General features: G+C 44.5%; 11 protein-coding genes. 2 read left to right on the top strand and 9 right to left on the bottom strand.

The window, feature by feature from the left end:
- Positions 1–112 precede the first annotated feature (112 nt).
- The 4 genes from HA044_RS01710 to tsaB form a co-directional block, all read right to left on the bottom strand.
- Positions 113–7,000 (bottom strand): SpGH101 family endo-alpha-N-acetylgalactosaminidase, encoded by a 6,888-nt coding sequence (locus HA044_RS01710; RefSeq protein ID WP_187538678.1) that lies wholly within the window; start codon positions 6,998–7,000, stop codon positions 113–115.
- A 508-nt stretch (positions 7,001–7,508) separates the two neighbouring features.
- On the bottom strand, positions 7,509–8,519 hold the full coding sequence (tsaD, locus tag HA044_RS01705; RefSeq protein ID WP_187538676.1) for a tRNA (adenosine(37)-N6)-threonylcarbamoyltransferase complex transferase subunit TsaD: 1,011 nt from the start codon (positions 8,517–8,519) through the stop codon (positions 7,509–7,511).
- On the bottom strand, positions 8,509–8,946 hold the full coding sequence (gene rimI, locus HA044_RS01700) for a ribosomal protein S18-alanine N-acetyltransferase (RefSeq protein WP_187538673.1): 438 nt from the start codon (positions 8,944–8,946) through the stop codon (positions 8,509–8,511). The genes tsaD and rimI overlap by 11 nt, the downstream gene beginning before the upstream one ends.
- Entirely contained in the window at positions 8,943–9,626 is a 684-nt protein-coding gene (gene tsaB, locus HA044_RS01695) for a tRNA (adenosine(37)-N6)-threonylcarbamoyltransferase complex dimerization subunit type 1 TsaB (protein WP_187538671.1), read from the bottom strand. The genes rimI and tsaB overlap by 4 nt, the downstream gene beginning before the upstream one ends.
- A 295-nt stretch (positions 9,627–9,921) precedes the next feature.
- On the opposite strand from tsaB, the gene HA044_RS01690 reads away from it, so the two are divergent.
- Together HA044_RS01690 and rnjA are read left to right on the top strand one after the other, a co-directional pair.
- Positions 9,922–10,152 carry a DNA-directed RNA polymerase subunit epsilon gene (locus tag HA044_RS01690; RefSeq protein WP_187538669.1) on the top strand — a complete coding sequence of 77 codons (231 nt, stop codon included), beginning with the start codon at positions 9,922–9,924 and terminating at the stop codon, positions 10,150–10,152.
- A 3-nt stretch (positions 10,153–10,155) separates the two neighbouring features.
- Complete coding sequence (gene rnjA, locus HA044_RS01685; RefSeq protein WP_187538667.1) at positions 10,156–11,838, top strand: ribonuclease J1; 1,683 nt, start codon at positions 10,156–10,158, stop codon at positions 11,836–11,838.
- A 357-nt stretch (positions 11,839–12,195) separates the two neighbouring features.
- Here the strand turns inward: rnjA and glnA are convergent, their stop codons facing one another.
- From glnA to gap, 5 genes are all read right to left on the bottom strand, one after another.
- Positions 12,196–13,542, bottom strand: a complete 1,347-nt coding sequence (gene glnA / locus HA044_RS01680) for a type I glutamate--ammonia ligase (RefSeq protein ID WP_187538665.1) — start codon at positions 13,540–13,542, stop codon at positions 12,196–12,198.
- Positions 13,543–13,581: 39 nt separating this feature from the next.
- Positions 13,582–13,941 carry a MerR family transcriptional regulator gene (locus HA044_RS01675; protein WP_187538663.1) on the bottom strand — a complete coding sequence of 120 codons (360 nt, stop codon included), beginning with the start codon at positions 13,939–13,941 and terminating at the stop codon, positions 13,582–13,584.
- A 67-nt stretch (positions 13,942–14,008) separates the two neighbouring features.
- Positions 14,009–14,542, bottom strand: coding sequence for an aromatic acid exporter family protein (locus HA044_RS01670; protein WP_187538661.1), 534 nt, complete (start codon positions 14,540–14,542; stop codon positions 14,009–14,011).
- A 381-nt stretch (positions 14,543–14,923) separates the two neighbouring features.
- The gene (locus tag HA044_RS01665; protein WP_187538659.1) at positions 14,924–16,123 is read right to left on the bottom strand and encodes a phosphoglycerate kinase; all 1,200 of its coding nucleotides are present in this window, start codon (positions 16,121–16,123) and stop codon (positions 14,924–14,926) included.
- 190 nt (positions 16,124–16,313) lie between these two features.
- Positions 16,314–17,324 carry a type I glyceraldehyde-3-phosphate dehydrogenase gene (gene gap, locus HA044_RS01660; protein WP_187538657.1) on the bottom strand — a complete coding sequence of 337 codons (1,011 nt, stop codon included), beginning with the start codon at positions 17,322–17,324 and terminating at the stop codon, positions 16,314–16,316.
- Between the last annotated feature and the right edge of the window lie 420 nt (positions 17,325–17,744).

Genomic DNA, 17,744 nt, shown 5'->3' with positions numbered 1-17,744 from the left:
AGAATAGCAAGGTATCGTAAGCGCTATCATTTTTATATTTCAAAAAGGGAGCGGGACAGAACGAATCGAGATTTGGATTCGCCTCGCTCCCTGTTTCGAATCCTAGATTCTCCTAAGATTCTTTTTTCGTCTTGGCCATAAAGAGGGCCGTTGCTCCTAGACTCAGGCCTGCTAGGAAGAGGGCAGAGGAGGCTGCTTCACCTGTTGCTGGAAGCATCGCCTTGTCTTCTCCTTTCATCTCTGTAGCAAGGCTTGGTGAAGATTCACCTGTCATGGAGGTTGTCATTTCTTTGTAGACCACCGCATAAGTTCCTAAATGAGTCGTTGTAAATTCCAGCCAATCACCTTTCAGCGTGAAGCCCACAGTCTCGTTTGTTGTCAGATCGTAAAGGGCTTCAACAGCTCCAGTAAGCGGCAAACGGACTAGAACAGCACCAGTTGGTTCCACACGGGTATGCGTTGGGTCAAGCAGTTGGATCGCATAGGCATCATAGCGTTTGCCTTGCAAGGCTTGATCCATCACTCTTTGAACATGGACTTTAGTAGCTGTTCCTAATTCACTGTCTCGACCAATCACCATCACACCTGTTGCAGGATCATTCAACAAGTGCAAGTTTTGTTTAGGGGATGTGAGATTGCTTTGATACGATTCGTTTTCAGGCTGCTTGTAAGCTTGCAAGTCAAGGACGGCTGCTTCAAGGCCATTGGCACCACCTGTGTAGGCCGGAAGATCGTTTTGTGCTGCTTGGACCGCATTCACGCCTCCCTTGAACTCTGGAACTTCGTGGACGGCTGCTTCAACACCATTGACTCCGCCCGTGAATGCTGGGATCTCAACCACTGGTGCTGCTTCATCTCCCACTGTTCCGACTGCTTCTGTATAGGCTGGAACTTCGTGGACAGCTGCTTCAACACCATTGACTCCACCTGTGAATGCTGGGATCTCAACCACTGGTGCGGCTTCCTCTCCCACGGTTCCAACTGTTTCTGTATAGGCTGGGACTTCGTGGACGGCTGCTTCAGCACCATTGACTCCACCCGTGAATGCTGGGATCTCAACCACTGGTGCTGCTTCATCTCCCTTGCTGCTCATAGGAGCTTGCAATTGATTGAGGTAAGTTGCAAAATAGTCTACCATTCGACTGGTTAGGAGATGGTGCTCTCTTGCAAATGCCATACTCGCAACGACACTGGCTACTTCTTCTTGCTTACTTTTATCCGTCAAGGTTTGGGCCTTGGCTAGAGCAGCATCATAAGGTGCTGTATCTAAAGGTGTTTCTGCAACTTGAGGACGCATGAAGACCAGTTCCGCTGCTGATTGGTACTGATTGCCACCATCACCATAGGTTCTCGTTCCCGTCAAGACAATTTTCTTTGCTTTAATGGTCTGACCAAAGGTGATTTCTTTCGGTTTGTTCGTATCAGCCCAATTACTAGCTGTGAAAGAATGTTCCTTGCCAGTTTCATCTGTTACCACAAGCGTTAAATCTCTCAAGTTTCCATTTGAACCAGAAGCGCGTGGAATATAACGGAAGCCCGTAATGTCTGTAGCTTCTCTCAAAACCATGGTCGCTGGTTTTCCAACATCTCCACCACTCCAAGAAGTATGCCAGAGACTTGATAAATTGCCATCAAAGGCATTTTCAAGACCCTCACCATCTTGGGCTGGACCTGTTAGACTTTCAAAATCCTCTGCAACAAGAGATGTCTTCTTCATGACCAAGGCATCCTTCAGAGCCTGAACTTTGGCAATTTCACTCTTAGCTTCTGTAAGACTAATCTCGTCATCTGCTTGACTGAGGTTGAAGACTGCCTCTTTCAAAGCATCCATGCTTTCTTTGGTATAGTTCGTCATAGCCACCGTTGGCAGATAGTTTTTGAGAGCATTGTCTGTCAGCATCTTGCCTGTCAAAGTAATTTCTTCGATTTGAAGATTATCCATTATAAAGTCATTGTAGCTACGGAAGTTGGCATTGCCACCAGCATCTCCGTGGGTATTACTTGGATTTCCAGTCGAATAAATACCGACCCAAGTATCGCCTGTTTCTGCACCAGTGACAAGGAAGGTAGCCCGTTTCGCTTTCTTTGAATCCGTCCAAGAATTGGCTAGTTCATGGAGTTCCAACTCACTAGCTTTCGTGCCACGACGACCCGATTGGAATTCACCGTGACCGATGACAAAGGCATAGGTATTATCAGAGCCCGCTTCGTAATCAAAGCTAACCCGGTAAGTCTTACCAGCTTCAAAGCGATAGTTTTGAGGAATGGTTTGATAGACCAAGTTGCGTCGGCTGACCAGGCCATTTGTCTTGAGAGACCAGTGACCTTCGATGACGTCATCTATTTTCTTACCATTCCAACCACGTTGGGTATATGGTTCATGTTTTTCAGATAAGTGGGTCCGGTTATCTTCGACCCCTTCGATTCCTCCTATGACAAATGGGAAGATTCCTTGAGCTACATTTTCAAAGTCTTGCTTGAAGACACCTGTCGCCGTATCATGACCATCCCCATACATACTGGATTGATTTTCAAAGGTCCGGATTTCATCGAAGTAAGTCGCTTCGCTACCAGCTTCACGACTCAGTGTCAAGGTCACGTGGGAGACATCCTTACCTGTGGTGAAGAAGACATACATGTTTTGGAAATAGCTGGTATCATTCACAGTGGCATTGTCCCTGCGAGTGTTGTGAGCGTAGGCCTTCACATAGTTGAGGGCGAGTGACTTGTTGGTGTAGTTTGTGACCACTTTTTCACCCGTATTGACTGTGAGACTGGCTTTGGCATCACTCCGGTTGTCCACACCGACATACACGGCATATCTCGTATTTGGTTTCAAGTCGGTCAATGTTTGCGTTAGACTCACTGTTTTCGTATTGCCCCCTATGCGCAGCATTTGATTGGCCCCTTGAGACTTGACAATGGCAGCCTTAGAAGCATCGCCAGTAATCTTCCAATGATCCAATGATTCACTGTTAAATCCTTGGTCATAGATATGCATTCCTTCACTCCAAGACATTTCTGGATTAGTTTGTTTGGAGCGGTAGAGGACATAAGGCTGATTGGCCAGTAGATCGAGGGTAATCTTACCATCTTTCACAGCTACTTCTTGTTCTTCAGTTTTACCTTGATCCGTGAGTTTGTAAAGGTAAACTTTGCCATTTGCCCAATCACTCGGAAGTGACCAGGTTGTTGCACCATTTTCTGTATTGAAGTAGTACATCTTTTCCTTATCAGCAGGAAGCTTCTGACCATTTGCATCCCAGTTCCAAGGCGTTAAATAAGCTGAACCATCTTGAATCACACGACCATTGAGGGTGACCGTCCGTTCACGGTAAAGCGGGCTATTGACATCATTTGATTTGCGCGTGATCACGACTTGATGACCATCCGCGTCAACCAAGGAAATTTTCATTTCCGGTGTCCACTTGTAAGTCGCACCATTATCCGTCATCGTCACCGGTGTTCCATTTTCCCATTGGTTAACAGTGAAATGTTGGAAGTATTTGGTCATGACATCGTGAGCAAACAAATTGGTCACATAGCCATTGTAATCACTCCGTCCTTGCCAACCTTCAAAATCTTTCATGCTGTAGCCACCTAGAAGTGGATAATCTGCAGCACCTCCATAACTCCTGTAATCCCCCACCCAAGAGTCTTTTTGATGGTTGCGGATAAAGCGAGTAATCGCACTGTTGATTCCTTTATTGGTATAGCCACCATAAGTCAAATCCGCTGCCCAGTGTTGGAAGGTCGAGTCGTATTCGCCACCATGGCCCCACTCAATCGCAAAGCGCCAGCCTTGCTTGTTAATTTCTTTTGCAAGCACATGGGTTGCCCAGGCACCATTATCACCAGATTGACCATTGCCCCAGACATCCACATAGATAAAGTCTAGACCGTCACCTAATTCTTTCTTCAACTCTTCCCAGCGGGCCAAACGACCATGGGCTAAGTCATAAGCAGCATCAATATTAATCCCTTGGTCTAACCAGTTCCAACCATAGCTATAGCTACCATCAGGATTCTTACGAAGGATATTTTCACTAAAGTACTTCGACTCAGGATAGGTTTCAGAAGCATTCACATGGATACCCAAATGAGCTCCATATTTCTTTGCTTTCTCAATCAAGGCTTTGAAATCCTCAACCCCACCGATCCGCTTTCCAACATCCGCATAATTCAAATGCCCCGAATCATGGCCTTCACTACCATACCCTTTCAACAGTACACCTTGTCCGAGACCATCTGTGTTTAGATTGATTTTCTTGATGCCATCAAGTGTCATTAAAAATGGGTTTTGAGCCTGTGAACCGAAGTTCATGGCAATCCGATAAGCTGTAATATCTTTAACTTTTTCCCAACCTTGAGGGTTGTTCATAATACTCCGATAAGCAATCGCTCCGTCTTGCCAGTCTACCTTCTGATCCCCATTGGCATCTTCAGTGATGACAACCCTTGCGCTAGGTAATTCTTTAGTATATTCTGGATAAACAATGCCCTTATAAGCTTTTTCCCATTGCCACTCTGAACTTTGAATTCCAACATAATTGGCCGTTCCAACCGTCTGTTTAAAGGCTGTTAAACGGGTCCAGTCGCTGGATCCACCACCATAACTATTTTGAGAATTGCTCCAGACACCTGCAGCTAACTTATCCGTCGAAACAAAGCCATACATGTACCCCTTAGCCAGAGCTTTCATCGGATTTGTAACAGCAATATGGTCATCTCCACTGATGTGGGTGTTATTTGACATGGTTGCCCCGTCAAACTTAGCTCCAGCTTGATCGCTCGACACAGAGACCAAGGCATCCCCAAGGAAATTGATGGAAGAAAGGAGTTTTCGTTCATCATCAATTGCTTGACCTGGCGTCACTGAGTTGTGGTTCACAATCTTTGTCACATCAAAATGCAACTGATTGTCCACCACTTGCAAACAAACGGTCAGATCCGCATTGATCAGGTTCTCCTCATCCCGGAGCTTCATATCGTATTCAGCAGTCTCTGCATTGATCTTCTTATACGTTACCTCTGGAGTCACTTCATGATTGTTGATCAAGACTTTCTTGAGTTGTTGGACTTGACCTGGAAGTGTGTGACCATTCAGTGTGTATTCTTTCACCCGTGGAAAGGCTTGGTCGATCACTGCCTTCAGCACACTTGAAGCAATGGTATCATAGGCTACATGCTGATCATCAACCGGATCACCCGTTTCCTTTTTGGCCGGAGCCTGGTCTGATTTCACTCCTTCTTGATTGTCTGTCTTGACGCTAACAATCGTTCTTTCAGTTGCGTTATAAGTTCCAGCCTTTAGCAGAATCTTCTTCTCACTCTTTAGCTTGTCATTGACAGCAGAAGGCAAGGTCACCGTATCAAACAATTTCACATCGTTGTTGCTTGCATTGAGCTGGCCGTCTGACTTAAGACTGATGGTCAAATGGTTGCTAGAACCATTAACTGGAGCAGCTACACGGCTTCCTTGGTACCAAAGACCACTCCCGTTCGTCTTGTATTCCCAGAACCATCCGCCCTGATCATAACCGACAAACACGTTGTTTTCCGTATCTTTGAACTTCATAAAGACTCCAAAACGTGCTTTCCCAGTTTCAGATTCTTCTTTGAAGTTCAAATCAACCGTCGCATTGCCATTGGCATCCACTGAGAGGCCTTCTTTTTCAAACAAGGCTGGTTTTTTCGCATTGTCATTTTGTGCTGTAGAGGCAAGCTGATTGTAGCGAACACCATTTTCTTCCTGAATGGTGACGGTTCCCTGTTGCTCTTTCTTTTCGACCGTCTTCCACTCGGGTGTCACTACCTTAGATGGAGTTGGTTGGTTCGTCACAGGCTTCGACTCACTCGGTTTTTCTTCCGTTGGCTTGTCCACTTTTGGTTTGTTATTCTTATCCTCAACCTGTTTATCCATAGCGTCTAGACCCGCTGGTTTACTAGTTTCAATTCCCTTGATAAAATTGTGAATCCATTCAAGCTGGGCTGGTGAAAAGAGAATTCCTCCACTACGAATCCCAACCACACCATTTTGGTGAACACCGATCAATTTTCCATTTTCATCAAAGATACCACCGCCACTCGCACCTGGTTCACTACCTTGATAGCTGATTCCACGAACTCCTTCTCCATAATCATTCAACGCTTCAACCGTCGTATTCAAGATTGGAGAGAGTTTCCCAGTAGGATAGCCAAAGACGTGAACCTTATCTCCGACTTTTGTCTTTGCCGGTTGGTCTGTGACTTCCACAGGCGCATTGGCTAGAGGCAAACGGAGCTTAACGATTGCCAAGTCATTCTTATAGCCCTTTAGGAAACCTTCACGATCCCAGTGATGGACATCATTTTTGCTAAATGCGACGTCTGGCACCCCTTCATAGGAAATGCGATACACATCCCCATCCCGATCGATATTATCGGCTACCTTACGATTATTTCCATCCGGAACATCCTTGATAAAGTTATGCGAAACAGTCAAAACAAGATTTTTACCAATGACAATTCCACTTCCTGTCCCAGCAGCACTCTTGATTTCAACGGTTGCTCCGTAGTTTAATTCCCCATTCTTGGTTCTTGCGACATCGTCTGGCACTAACCCCTTGTCCTCTTTTGCCAAATCCTCTTTGGAGGTTGTTCGGCCATGGTCTTCTACATTCTCTAGCTTTCCACGAACTTCTTCGGGGAGTTTGTCTAAAGCAGGTGTTGGTGTAGCTTCCTTTTCAGCTATGTTTTCCGTTTTTGGAGCTTCCACCACCTCAGGAGAAGCTTGAGGCTCCTCAGCTTTTGGTATCTCAACTTCTCGTCCATGATCCTCGGCACTTGCCAAAGCAGACGCCAAGTCAGGCGGTAAGTTGTCAATAGAACCCGACGTAGGCGTATCCGCAAGTGCTGTTCCTGCTCCAAATAGAGCCACACCAATCATTACAGATGCAACACCCAACGAAAATTTACGAATGCTGTATTTGCATCTTCTTTCAAAAAAACATTTTTTCATTAGCTTTCCCTTTCATTTCAAAAGTAAGCGGTTGCATTTTCTGCCGCAGCCATACTCCTTCCTCACACATGGCACCACTTACATGATAAAACATCCAAATACATTAGCACCATTAATATATCAAAATATTGTATATCTTGCAAGAACTAAATGGTATAAAAAATGAGAAATCGATCAATTGATAGAAAGTCCCACTCAGTAGAAAAATCCGAGCCAGCTGAATCCCTTCACTTGCTATCCAAGATAACAAAAAAGGCCTAGTTGACTCCAACTAAACCTTCCAAAAATGGTTAATGTTATAAATAACATATTCTCAGTCCAGATTCCTATTGTTATAAGCAACCCCAAACTTGATCCAATCCTGTTTCTTTCAACTCCCTCTCTTCCACCAATCTTTTATTCCCTCTATCATACCGAATTTTCTTGCCAATCGCAAATCCGCTACTAGTTGGTGAGATTACAACAAAAAAGCCATCTAGATTCTTTCATCCAAATGGCTAGCATACACTTATTCAATTCCTTCAAAGGCTAGGCTTGGTTTGGCATTGAGATCCCAGCCTGCGAAGTTTTCTTTGTTCCATTCGCTGACGCTGGCATAGGCAATCATCCCTGCATTGTCCCCGCAGAGGCGCAGAGGGGGAATGATGACCTTGACATCCGTGATTTCAGAAGCCAAGCGTTCACGAAGGCCTTGGTTGGCTGCGACTCCACCTGCAACGACTAGGGTTTTGACCGGATAGTTTTCCAGAGCCTTCTTGGTCTTGGCCATGAGAATGTCTAAGACGGCGGCCTGAAAGCTCGCTGACAGGTCTGCATTTGAGAGGCTTTCTCCTTTTTGTTGCGCATTATGGTGCAGATTGATAAAGGCTGATTTGAGCCCTGAGAAAGAAAATTCCAGATTGTCTTCTTTGATCATGGCTCGTGGGAAATCGTAGATATCAGATCCTTGGTGGGCTAGCTGATCGATCTCACGACCTGCTGGATAGGTCAAGCCCATCACGCGCCCTACCTTGTCATAAGCTTCTCCTACGGCGTCATCACGGGTCTCTCCGACGATCTTATAATCCCCCGCTTCACTGACGTAGACCAGCTCTGTATGTCCTCCACTCACTAGCAAAGCTAAGAGCGGAAATTCTAAGGGCTCGACGCTTTGAGCAGCCATCAAGTGCCCCGCCATATGATTGACTGGAATCAAAGGGACATCATGGGCCCAGGCAAAGGCCTTAGCTGCAGCCAAGCCGACTAAAAGAGCACCAACCAGGCCTGGGCCGTAAGTAACAGCTACAGCCGTGACCTCATCTTCTGTAATCCCTGCTTCTTCTAGGGCTTCTTCGATACAAGCGGTGATGACTTCTACATGGTGACGGGAAGCTACCTCAGGTACCACTCCACCAAAACGCTTGTGACTTTCGATTTGACTGGCAATGACATTGGACAAGAGTTGGTCGTCATTTTTCAAGACAGCCACACTGGTCTCATCACACGATGTCTCAAAAGCCAAAATATATCTATCTTTCATTTGAGTTCCTCTTCATGATCACGGCATCCTCTATGGGATCGTGATAGTAATTTTTCCTCCGCGCAATTTCTTCAAAATGCATTTTTTTGTATAGGCCTTGGGCCGGTTGATTGGACACGCGCACTTCTAAGAAAATCTCTTTTTGATCCGGTAACTGCGCGAGTAACTGCTGAGCTAGGCCTTGCCCCTGAAAGGCGCGCTTAACCGCAATCTGCAAGACCTCGGCTTCATAGAGTGTCTCTTGAAGAGCGACAAACCCAAGGACTTGTCCCTCATCCATAGCTAGGAAATAGGAGGTCGATTCCTGCTCTATATCGGCTTCAATCTGCTCTAGCTTCCAGGGACTGTGGCCATAGACATCTTCCATCACAGCGAGAATGGCGACTGCATCCTGGACGCTCCCTTTCTTGATTGTTCCTTTCATCATAGACGCTTAATGTAAGAGGTCGTCGTTTCCGTGTGGTCTTTGAGCCAATTTTCCTCTGCTTCGACCCGTTTGAGATAATTGGGAACAAAATCATGGAGGCTAGCAGGTGCTTGTTTGAGGCCGAGACGTCCGATTTTCACAGCATCTGGCAGGGTTTCAGAGAAAGTAGCCTTTGGCAGGCGAGTTTTAATCTGCTCCTCAAATGCTGTGACCTCTCCGACAAAGGTAACCTTGTCACTCGTCGCTGCACGCTCTAATACCTCTTCAAACGGAAAATGCCCTTCTGGTGCGATCAGTTGATCTCCTTGGTAAAAGCCTGCATAGACATTGTTCCGACGAGCATCCATAATGGGTACTACCAAGCCTTCCAGATCTTCCGGCACGAGGGCTAAGAGGCTTGAGACCCCAACCAAGTCAATCTTTAAGGTGTGAGCCAGCGTCTTTGCGGTCGCAACTGCAATCCGCAGACCTGTATAGCTCCCAGGACCCTCTGCCACCACGATGCGGTCCAACTCCTTGGGTGTCAAGTCAATTTGTTGCATCAAAAAATCGATGGTCGGCATCAAGGTCATACTATGGTTTTTCTTAATGGTGAGTGTTGTTTCTGCAAGTAGAGTCTCATCTTCTAAAATCGCTACAGAAAGAGCCTTACTCGAGGTATCAAATGCTAATAATTTCATTTCCTACTCCTCTTGAACTGCATTATATTATACTACAAATTCCCTTCAAATCCCAGTGAAACTGTTCCCGAAAGGAAGGATCGCATCACAGAAAAACCCATCGAAATACCAAGCTATTATAGGGACACCCCTTCCTCGTCTTGACGGGTGGATCTTTTACTTACAGGCGAATTTATGATATAATGATAATTAATTGTATCGAATCAGGTCTACTAGTTGCGAGTAGGAAACTCTAGTGATTGCACTCCTTAGCAACCAACAAAATGGACCGAAATAATGAAAGGAAAATTACTTCATGATTTACAAAGTTTTTTATCAGGAAACAAAAGACCGAAACCCTCGTCGTGAAACGACACATGCACTGTATCTTGACATCGACGCACCAAATGAACGCGAAGGTCGCATCCAAGCCCGTCAATTGGTCGAAAAAAATACCGACTTCAATATCGAATTTATCACACCACTTTCTGAGCAACACCTTGCTTATGAGAAAGAGTCAGGTGCCTTTGAATTGACGGAGTACTAATCCATGGCTTATACCTTAAAACCTGAAGAAGTCGGTGTATTTGCCATTGGTGGACTTGGAGAAATCGGGAAAAATACCTACGGGATCGAATACCAAGATGAAATTATCATTGTCGATGCCGGGATCAAATTCCCAGAAGATGACCTCCTTGGGATCGACTATGTCATTCCGGATTACTCTTATATCGTAGACAATATCGATCGCGTCAAAGCGGTCCTCATTACCCACGGACACGAAGACCACATTGGGGGGATTCCTTTCCTTTTGAAACAAGCCAATGTTCCGATCTATGCTGGACCTTTGGCCCTTGCCTTGATCCGTGGAAAATTAGAAGAGCACGGCCTTCTTCGCAATGCCAAACTCTACGAAATCAACCAAAACACTGAACTTCAATTTAAAAACCTGAAAGCAACCTTCTTCCGTACGACTCACTCGATTCCAGAACCTTTGGGGATTGTGATTCACACCCCTCAAGGTAAGATTGTCTGTACTGGAGACTTCAAATTTGACTTTACCCCTGTTGGGGAACCAGCTGACCTCCATCGTATGGCAGCTCTTGGGGAAGAAGGCGTTCTCTGTCTGCTCTCAGACTCAACCAACGCGGAAATTCCAACCTTTACCAACTCTGAAAAAGTGGTTGGCCAATCCATCATGAAGATCATCGAAGGTATCCATGGGCGCATCATCTTTGCTTCCTTTGCCTCGAATATCTTCCGTCTCCAACAGGCAGCTGAGGCCGCTGTCAAGACAGGTCGCAAGATCGTCGTCTTTGGGCGCTCCATGGAAAAAGCCATCGTCAACGGAATCGAGCTTGGCTACATCAAGGTCCCTCCTGGAACCATTATCGAGCCAAATGAGATCAAAGACTATGCGGCCAATGAAATCCTGATCATGTGTACAGGAAGCCAAGGAGAGCCAATGGCAGCCCTCTCTCGGATTGCTAATGGAACCCACCGCCAAGTGCAACTCCAACCAGGAGATACTGTGATTTTCTCTTCTAGTCCAATTCCTGGAAATACAACCAGTGTCAATAAATTGATCAATACGATTGCCGAAGCAGGTGTCGATGTCATTCACGGGAAGATCAACAACATCCATACCTCTGGACACGGGGGGCAACAAGAACAAAAACTCATGCTCCGCTTGATCAAACCAAAATACTTCATGCCTGTCCATGGTGAATACCGGATGCAAAAAATCCATGCAGGACTTGCCCAAGATACGGGTGTTGAAAAAGACAATATCTTTATCATGAGCAATGGTGATGTCCTCGCTCTTACAGCCAACTCTGCCCGGATCGCAGGAAGCTTTAACGCCCAAGACATCTATGTTGATGGAAATCGTATCGGTGAAATCGGTGCTGCAGTCCTTCGTGACCGCAAAGACCTTTCAGAAGATGGGGTTGTCCTGGCTGTCGCAACGGTCGACTTTAAGTCCAAGATGATCCTAGCAGGCCCAGATATCTTGAGCCGTGGGTTCATCTACATGCGTGAATCAGGAGACCTGATCCGTGAAAGCCAGCGCCTACTCTTTAACGCGATCCGCATCGCATTAAAGAATAAAGATGCCAATATCCAAACCGTTAATGGTGCGATTGTCAACGCTCTTCGTCCATTCCTTTACGAAAGCACAGAGCGTGAACCCATCATTATCCCAATGATTCTCACACCTGATGACGAACATTAAAAAAACAACCAGTTGAGACCCTGAGCTCAACTGGTTTTATTGTGACGTTTTGAAGAACGAAAAGAGAGTGGGACAGAAATCGGTCATTCGTTAGAATTCGATTTCGTCGTCCCACCTCCGCACAGCTTCAACAGTCTGGGAGACTGTTGAAGGTTGCAGATAAAGGAAACATAGTTTCCGTCAACATAGGGCATCTTTGAAGCTTAAAAAGCGAACAAAGACTTAGGATACTTGCTTCGCAAGTTCTATCCGCCACCTCAAAGCAGTGCTTTGAGCACTCAACCACTGCGTCTTACTAGACAATCCAAAAACAAGAAGAGGCTAGGACTTTTGTCCCAGCCTCTTTGCTCTTGGTGCTTAATAAAGGTCTAGATAGTGATCTACTTCCCATTGCGATACGAAGGTGGCATAGCTAGCCCATTCGATCCGTTTGGCTTCAAGAAAGCTGGTGTAGATGTGTTCACCCAAGGCTGCTTTGACGACTTCATCTTCTGTCAAAGCTTTCAAAGCATTATGAAGAGTTGAAGGAAGGTCTGTAATTCCAGCAGCTCTGCGTTCTTCTGGTGTCATCACATAGATGTTTTCTTCGATCGGAGCTGGTGCTTCGATTTTATTTTCAACACCATGAAGTCCAACTTCAAGAAGGACAGCCAAGGCTACATATGGATTGGCCATTGGGTCTACTGAGCGCAATTCCAAACGAGTCCCCATTCCACGTGACGCTGGTACACGCACAAGTGGAGAACGGTTGCGTCCTGCCCAGGCAATGTAGACTGGTGCTTCATATCCTGGCACCAAACGCTTATAAGAATTAACCGTTGGGTTGGTAATCGCCGTAAAGTTGTATGCATGCTTGATCAAGCCACCAAGGAAGTAGTAAGCTGTTTCTGACAATTGCATGCCTTTTGGATCTTCTGGATCAAAGAAAGCATTGTTGCCATCTTGGTCAAAGAGAGACATATTACAGTGCATTCCTGAACCAGCGATACCAAATTTTGGTTTGGCCATAAAGGTAGCATACAAACCGTGTTTACGGGCAATGGTTTTCACGACAAGTTTGAAGATTTGAATCTTATCACAAGCGCGAAGAACTTCATCATATTTAAAGTCGATTTCATGCTGACCAACGGCTACTTCGTGGTGACTGGCTTCCACTTCAAATCCCATCTTAGTCAAGACATTAACGATTTCACGACGAGTGTTATCTGCGAGGTCTGTTGGAGCCAAGTCAAAATAGCCGCCTTTGTCGTTTACTTCAAGCGTTGGATCCCCATTTTCGTCTAACTTGAAGAGGAAGAATTCAGGTTCTGGACCAAGGTTAAAGGACTTGAATCCAAGTTCTTCCATATGACGAAGGGCACGTTTCAAATTCCCACGAGGGTCCCCTGCAAATGGTTTACCTTCCGTTGTATAGACATCACAGATCAAACCAGCTACACTACCATTTTCATCACCCCATGGAAAGACTGTCCAAGTATCCAAATCTGGGTACAAATACATATCTGACTCATTGATACGAACAAATCCTTCGATCGAAGAACCATCAAACATAGCTTTGTTTGAAAGAACCTTGTCCAGTTGCTCATCGGTAGCTGGAATTTCGACGTTTTTCATCGTTCCCAAAATATCAGAGAACATTAAACGAATAAAAGTAACATTTTTTTCTTTTACTTCACGGCGAATATCTGCAGCAGTAATTGACATTTTTGTCTCCTTAAAATAAAATGCAAAGAAATGAAATGATCAACGAAATGGATCATATGGCGATGGGGATGATGTGAAGCGACTTTGCTGAACAATGTCACGATGAAGGGCCTTACGGATCTCTTCTTGACTGACAGCTTTGGTAGTTACCTGCTCTTTTTCCGCATATCTTCTCTTGATATCCGCAATGTTCAAGCCGTCAGAGATATAATCCTTAATCTCTAAGAGCCGGTCCATATTGTCCAACGAATACATACGGCGATTGCCTTCTGTACGATCAGGAAAAATCAAGCCCTGATCTTCATAATAGCGAATCTGGCGTGCTGTCAAATCAGTCAGTTTCATCACGCTCCCAATCGGAAAGACCGCAAGCGAGCGTCGTAATTCCTTTTCCTTCATACCATTCCTCTTTCTATTCTATTATAACCCAAAAAAAATCTATGTCAAGATCAAATGTCATATAATCTTACATAGGTTTTTTACGTTTCCTGAGGGCGTCCCGTATCCGATCGACATCCGAATTGACCAAAATGGCTACAAACACACCCACAAAGGTCTCAAAGATACGGGCAAAAACATACAAGAAGGTCTCCCCATCAGGAATGGAGAGGGTGATGATCAGCATGGCCGCAACTCCCCCAATGATCCCAGCCTTATTATTCATCGCAACATTGGTCATAATGGTTAACATGGTCGCAATGGGGATAAAAATCAGAGTCACCCAATACGCCCCATGAAAGAACGTTTTTAAAAGGAAGAACAATACGGCATAAAAACCTCCGATACTATTGCCCATGACACGAGAAGCTCCAAAATGGACACTCTTATCAAAGTCTTCCCGTAAACTAAAAACAGCTGTCAAGGTCCCGATCTGAAGACCTTTCCAACCAAATACCCCAAAAATCAGGAGTACAATAAAAACGGCAATCCCAGTTTTAAAGGTTCTCATTCCCAAACGGAATTTGGACCAATCAAATTTGTGTCGTTTAAAGTAATCCATGGTCACCTATCTTTCTATTTCTACTATTCTACCATATTTTCAGAAAGGATAGAACCAGTAAAAATAGAAAGGCAGCAAAAAGAGAGTGGGACAGAAATCGGTCATTCGTTAGAATTTGATTTCGTCGTCCCACCTCCGCACAGCTTCAACAGTCTGGGAGACTGTTGAAGGTTGCAGATAAAGGAAACATAGTTTCCGTCAACATAGGGCATCTTTGAAGCTTAAAAAGCGAACAAAGACGTAGGATACTTGCTTCGCAAGTTCTATCCGCCACCTCAAAGCAGTGCTTTGAGCACTCAACCACTGCGCCTTGCTCGACAATCCAAAAATAATTGAGAGGCTAGGACTTTTGTCCCAGCCTCTTCATTTATTCAAATTGACTTATTTATCAGTAAGAGCAGCCAATCCTGGAAGTTCTTTACCTTCAAGGAGTTCCATAGATGCACCACCACCAGTAGAGATCCATGAGAATTTGTCTGCACGTCCAAGGTTGATAGCTGCAGCAGCTGAGTCACCACCACCGATGATTGATTTAACGCCAGGTTGTTTTACGATAGCGTCCATCACACCGATTGTACCTGCTTGGAAGTCAGGGTTTTCAAATACACCCATAGGACCATTCCATACAACTGTTTTCGCACCAGTCAATGCTTTGTCGAATTCAGCGATAGATTTTGGACCGATATCAAGGCCAAGGAATCCTGGATCTACTGCTTCACCTTCAGTGTCTTTCACTTCAGTGTAGTCAGCAAAGGCGTTTGCTTCTTTTGAGTCAACTGGCAAGATCAATTTACCGTTTGCTTTTTCAAGAAGAGCTTTCGCCACATCCAATTTGTCTTCTTCTACAAGTGAGTTACCAATTTCGATACCTTGAGCTTTGTAGAATGTGTAAGTCATCCCACCACCGATAAGGACTTTATCAGCTTTTTCAAGAAGGTTTTCGATAACACCGATCTTGTCAGATACTTTTGATCCACCAAGGATCGCTACGAATGGACGTTCTGGAGCTTCAACTGCTTCTTTGATATAAGCAATTTCGTTTTCAAGAAGGAATCCAGCAACAGCTTTATCAACGTTTGCAGAGATACCAACGTTAGATGCGTGTGCACGGTGAGCAGTACCGAATGCATCGTTTACAAAGATACCATCTCCAAGTGATGCCCAGTATTTACCAAGTTCAGGATCATTTTTAGATTCTTTCTTGCCATCAACATCTTCGAAACGAGTGTTTTCAACCAAGAGAACTTGTCCATCTTCAAGAGCGTTAACAGCTGCTTCCAATTCAGCACCACGTGTAACACCTGGGATAAATTTCACTTCTTGACCCAATTTAGCAGCCAAGTCAGCAGCTACAGGAGCAAGTGATTTACCTTCTTTGTCAGCTTCTTCTTTTACACGTCCAAGGTGAGAGAAGAGGATTGCACGTCCACCTTGTTCAAGGATATACTTGATTGTTGGAAGAGCAGCAGTGATACGGTTATCATTAGTGATCACACCGTCTTTTACAGGAACGTTGAAGTCAACACGAACGAGAACTTTTTTCCCTTTCAAGTCAACATCTTTAACAGTCAATTTTGCCATTAGATATGACTCCTTCTTTTTTTATTACATGATAATTATATCACAAAAGCTGTAAAAGAGATAGCAAAATTCGATGATTTCCCCCTCTTATTGAGCAGGATTCCCTATGCTTTACCTGATTGGTATCCCCATTAGTAGAAAAAAAGGTACAAAAAAGAGGAGGTTGCCCTCCTCTCATCATACGCCTGAATTATTTAGCAATTTTTGCGAAGTATTCAAGAGTACGAACAAGTTGTGAAGTGTAAGACATTTCGTTGTCATACCATGAAACAACTTTAACCAATTGTTTACCATCAACGTCAAGAACTTTAGTTTGAGTTGCGTCAAACAATGAACCGAATGACATACCTACGATATCAGAAGATACGATTGGATCTTCATTGTAACCGTATGATTCGTTTGAAGCTGCTTTCATAGCTGCGTTCACTTCATCAACAGTAACGTTCTTTTCAAGAACAGCTACCAATTCAGTAACTGAACCAGTTGGAACAGGAACACGTTGAGCAGCTCCGTCCAATTTACCGTTCAATTCAGGGATAACCAAACCGATTGCTTTAGCAGCACCAGTTGAGTTAGGAACGATGTTAGCTGCAGCAGCACGAGCACGGCGAAGGTCACCTTTACGGTGTGGTCCGTCAAGAACCATTTGGTCACCAGTGTAACCGTGGATAGTAGTCATCAAACCTTCAACGATACCGAAGTTGTCATGAAGAGCTTTAGCCATTGGAGCCAAACAGTTTGTAGTACATGAAGCACCTGAGATAACTGTTTCAGTACCATCAAGGATATCGTGGTTAGTGTTAAATACAACTGTTTTAACGTCTGATCCACCAGGAGCAGTGATAACAACTTTCTTAGCTCCACCAGCATGCAAGTGTTTTTCAGCAGCATCTTTCTTAGCAAAGAAACCAGTTGCTTCAAGAACGATTTCTACACCGTCGTTAGCCCAGTCGATTTGTTCTGGATCGCGTTCAGCAGAAACTTTAACGAATTTACCGTTAACTTCGAATCCACCTTCTTTAACTTCCACAGTACCGTCGAAACGACCTTGAGTTGTGTCGTATTTCAACAAGTGTGCAAGCATAACTGGATCTGTAAGGTCGTTGATGCGAGTAACTTCAACACCTTCTACGTTTTGGATACGACGGAAAGCAAGACGTCCGATACGACCGAAACCGTTAATACCAACTTTAACTACCATTCGTGATTTCCTCCTTATGAAAATCAAAAAATTTTTATGTGAAAAGAGTAACTTGACACAGCGCCAAACATCTTTTAACAGTTCCTATTATATACTTTATTGCATTAAAAAGCAACTATTTCCCAACGAAAAGAAAGAGAAAATCCCTCAAGTTTTCCTTTTCTATCCTTGTATTTCACAAAGTTCTTATTTAGATGACAGTCTTTCGTCTCTTTTTCATTCACAAAGTCGGAAAAAAAGAAGAGAGTGGGACAGAAATCGGTCATTCGTTAGAATTCGATTTCGTCGTCCTACCTCCACACAGCTTCAACAGTCTGGGAGACTGTTGAAGGTTGCAGATAAAGGAAACATAGTTTCCGTCAACATAGGGCATCTTTGAAGCTTAAAAAGCGAACAAAGACTTAGGATACTTGCTTCGCA

This window comes from Streptococcus sp. IMAU 99161, from assembly GCF_014435245.1.
GTDB lineage: Bacteria > Bacillota > Bacilli > Lactobacillales > Streptococcaceae > Streptococcus > Streptococcus lactarius.
The sequence above is the reverse complement of the archived record's forward strand: the minus strand, read 5'-3'. Positions and strand labels throughout refer to the sequence as shown.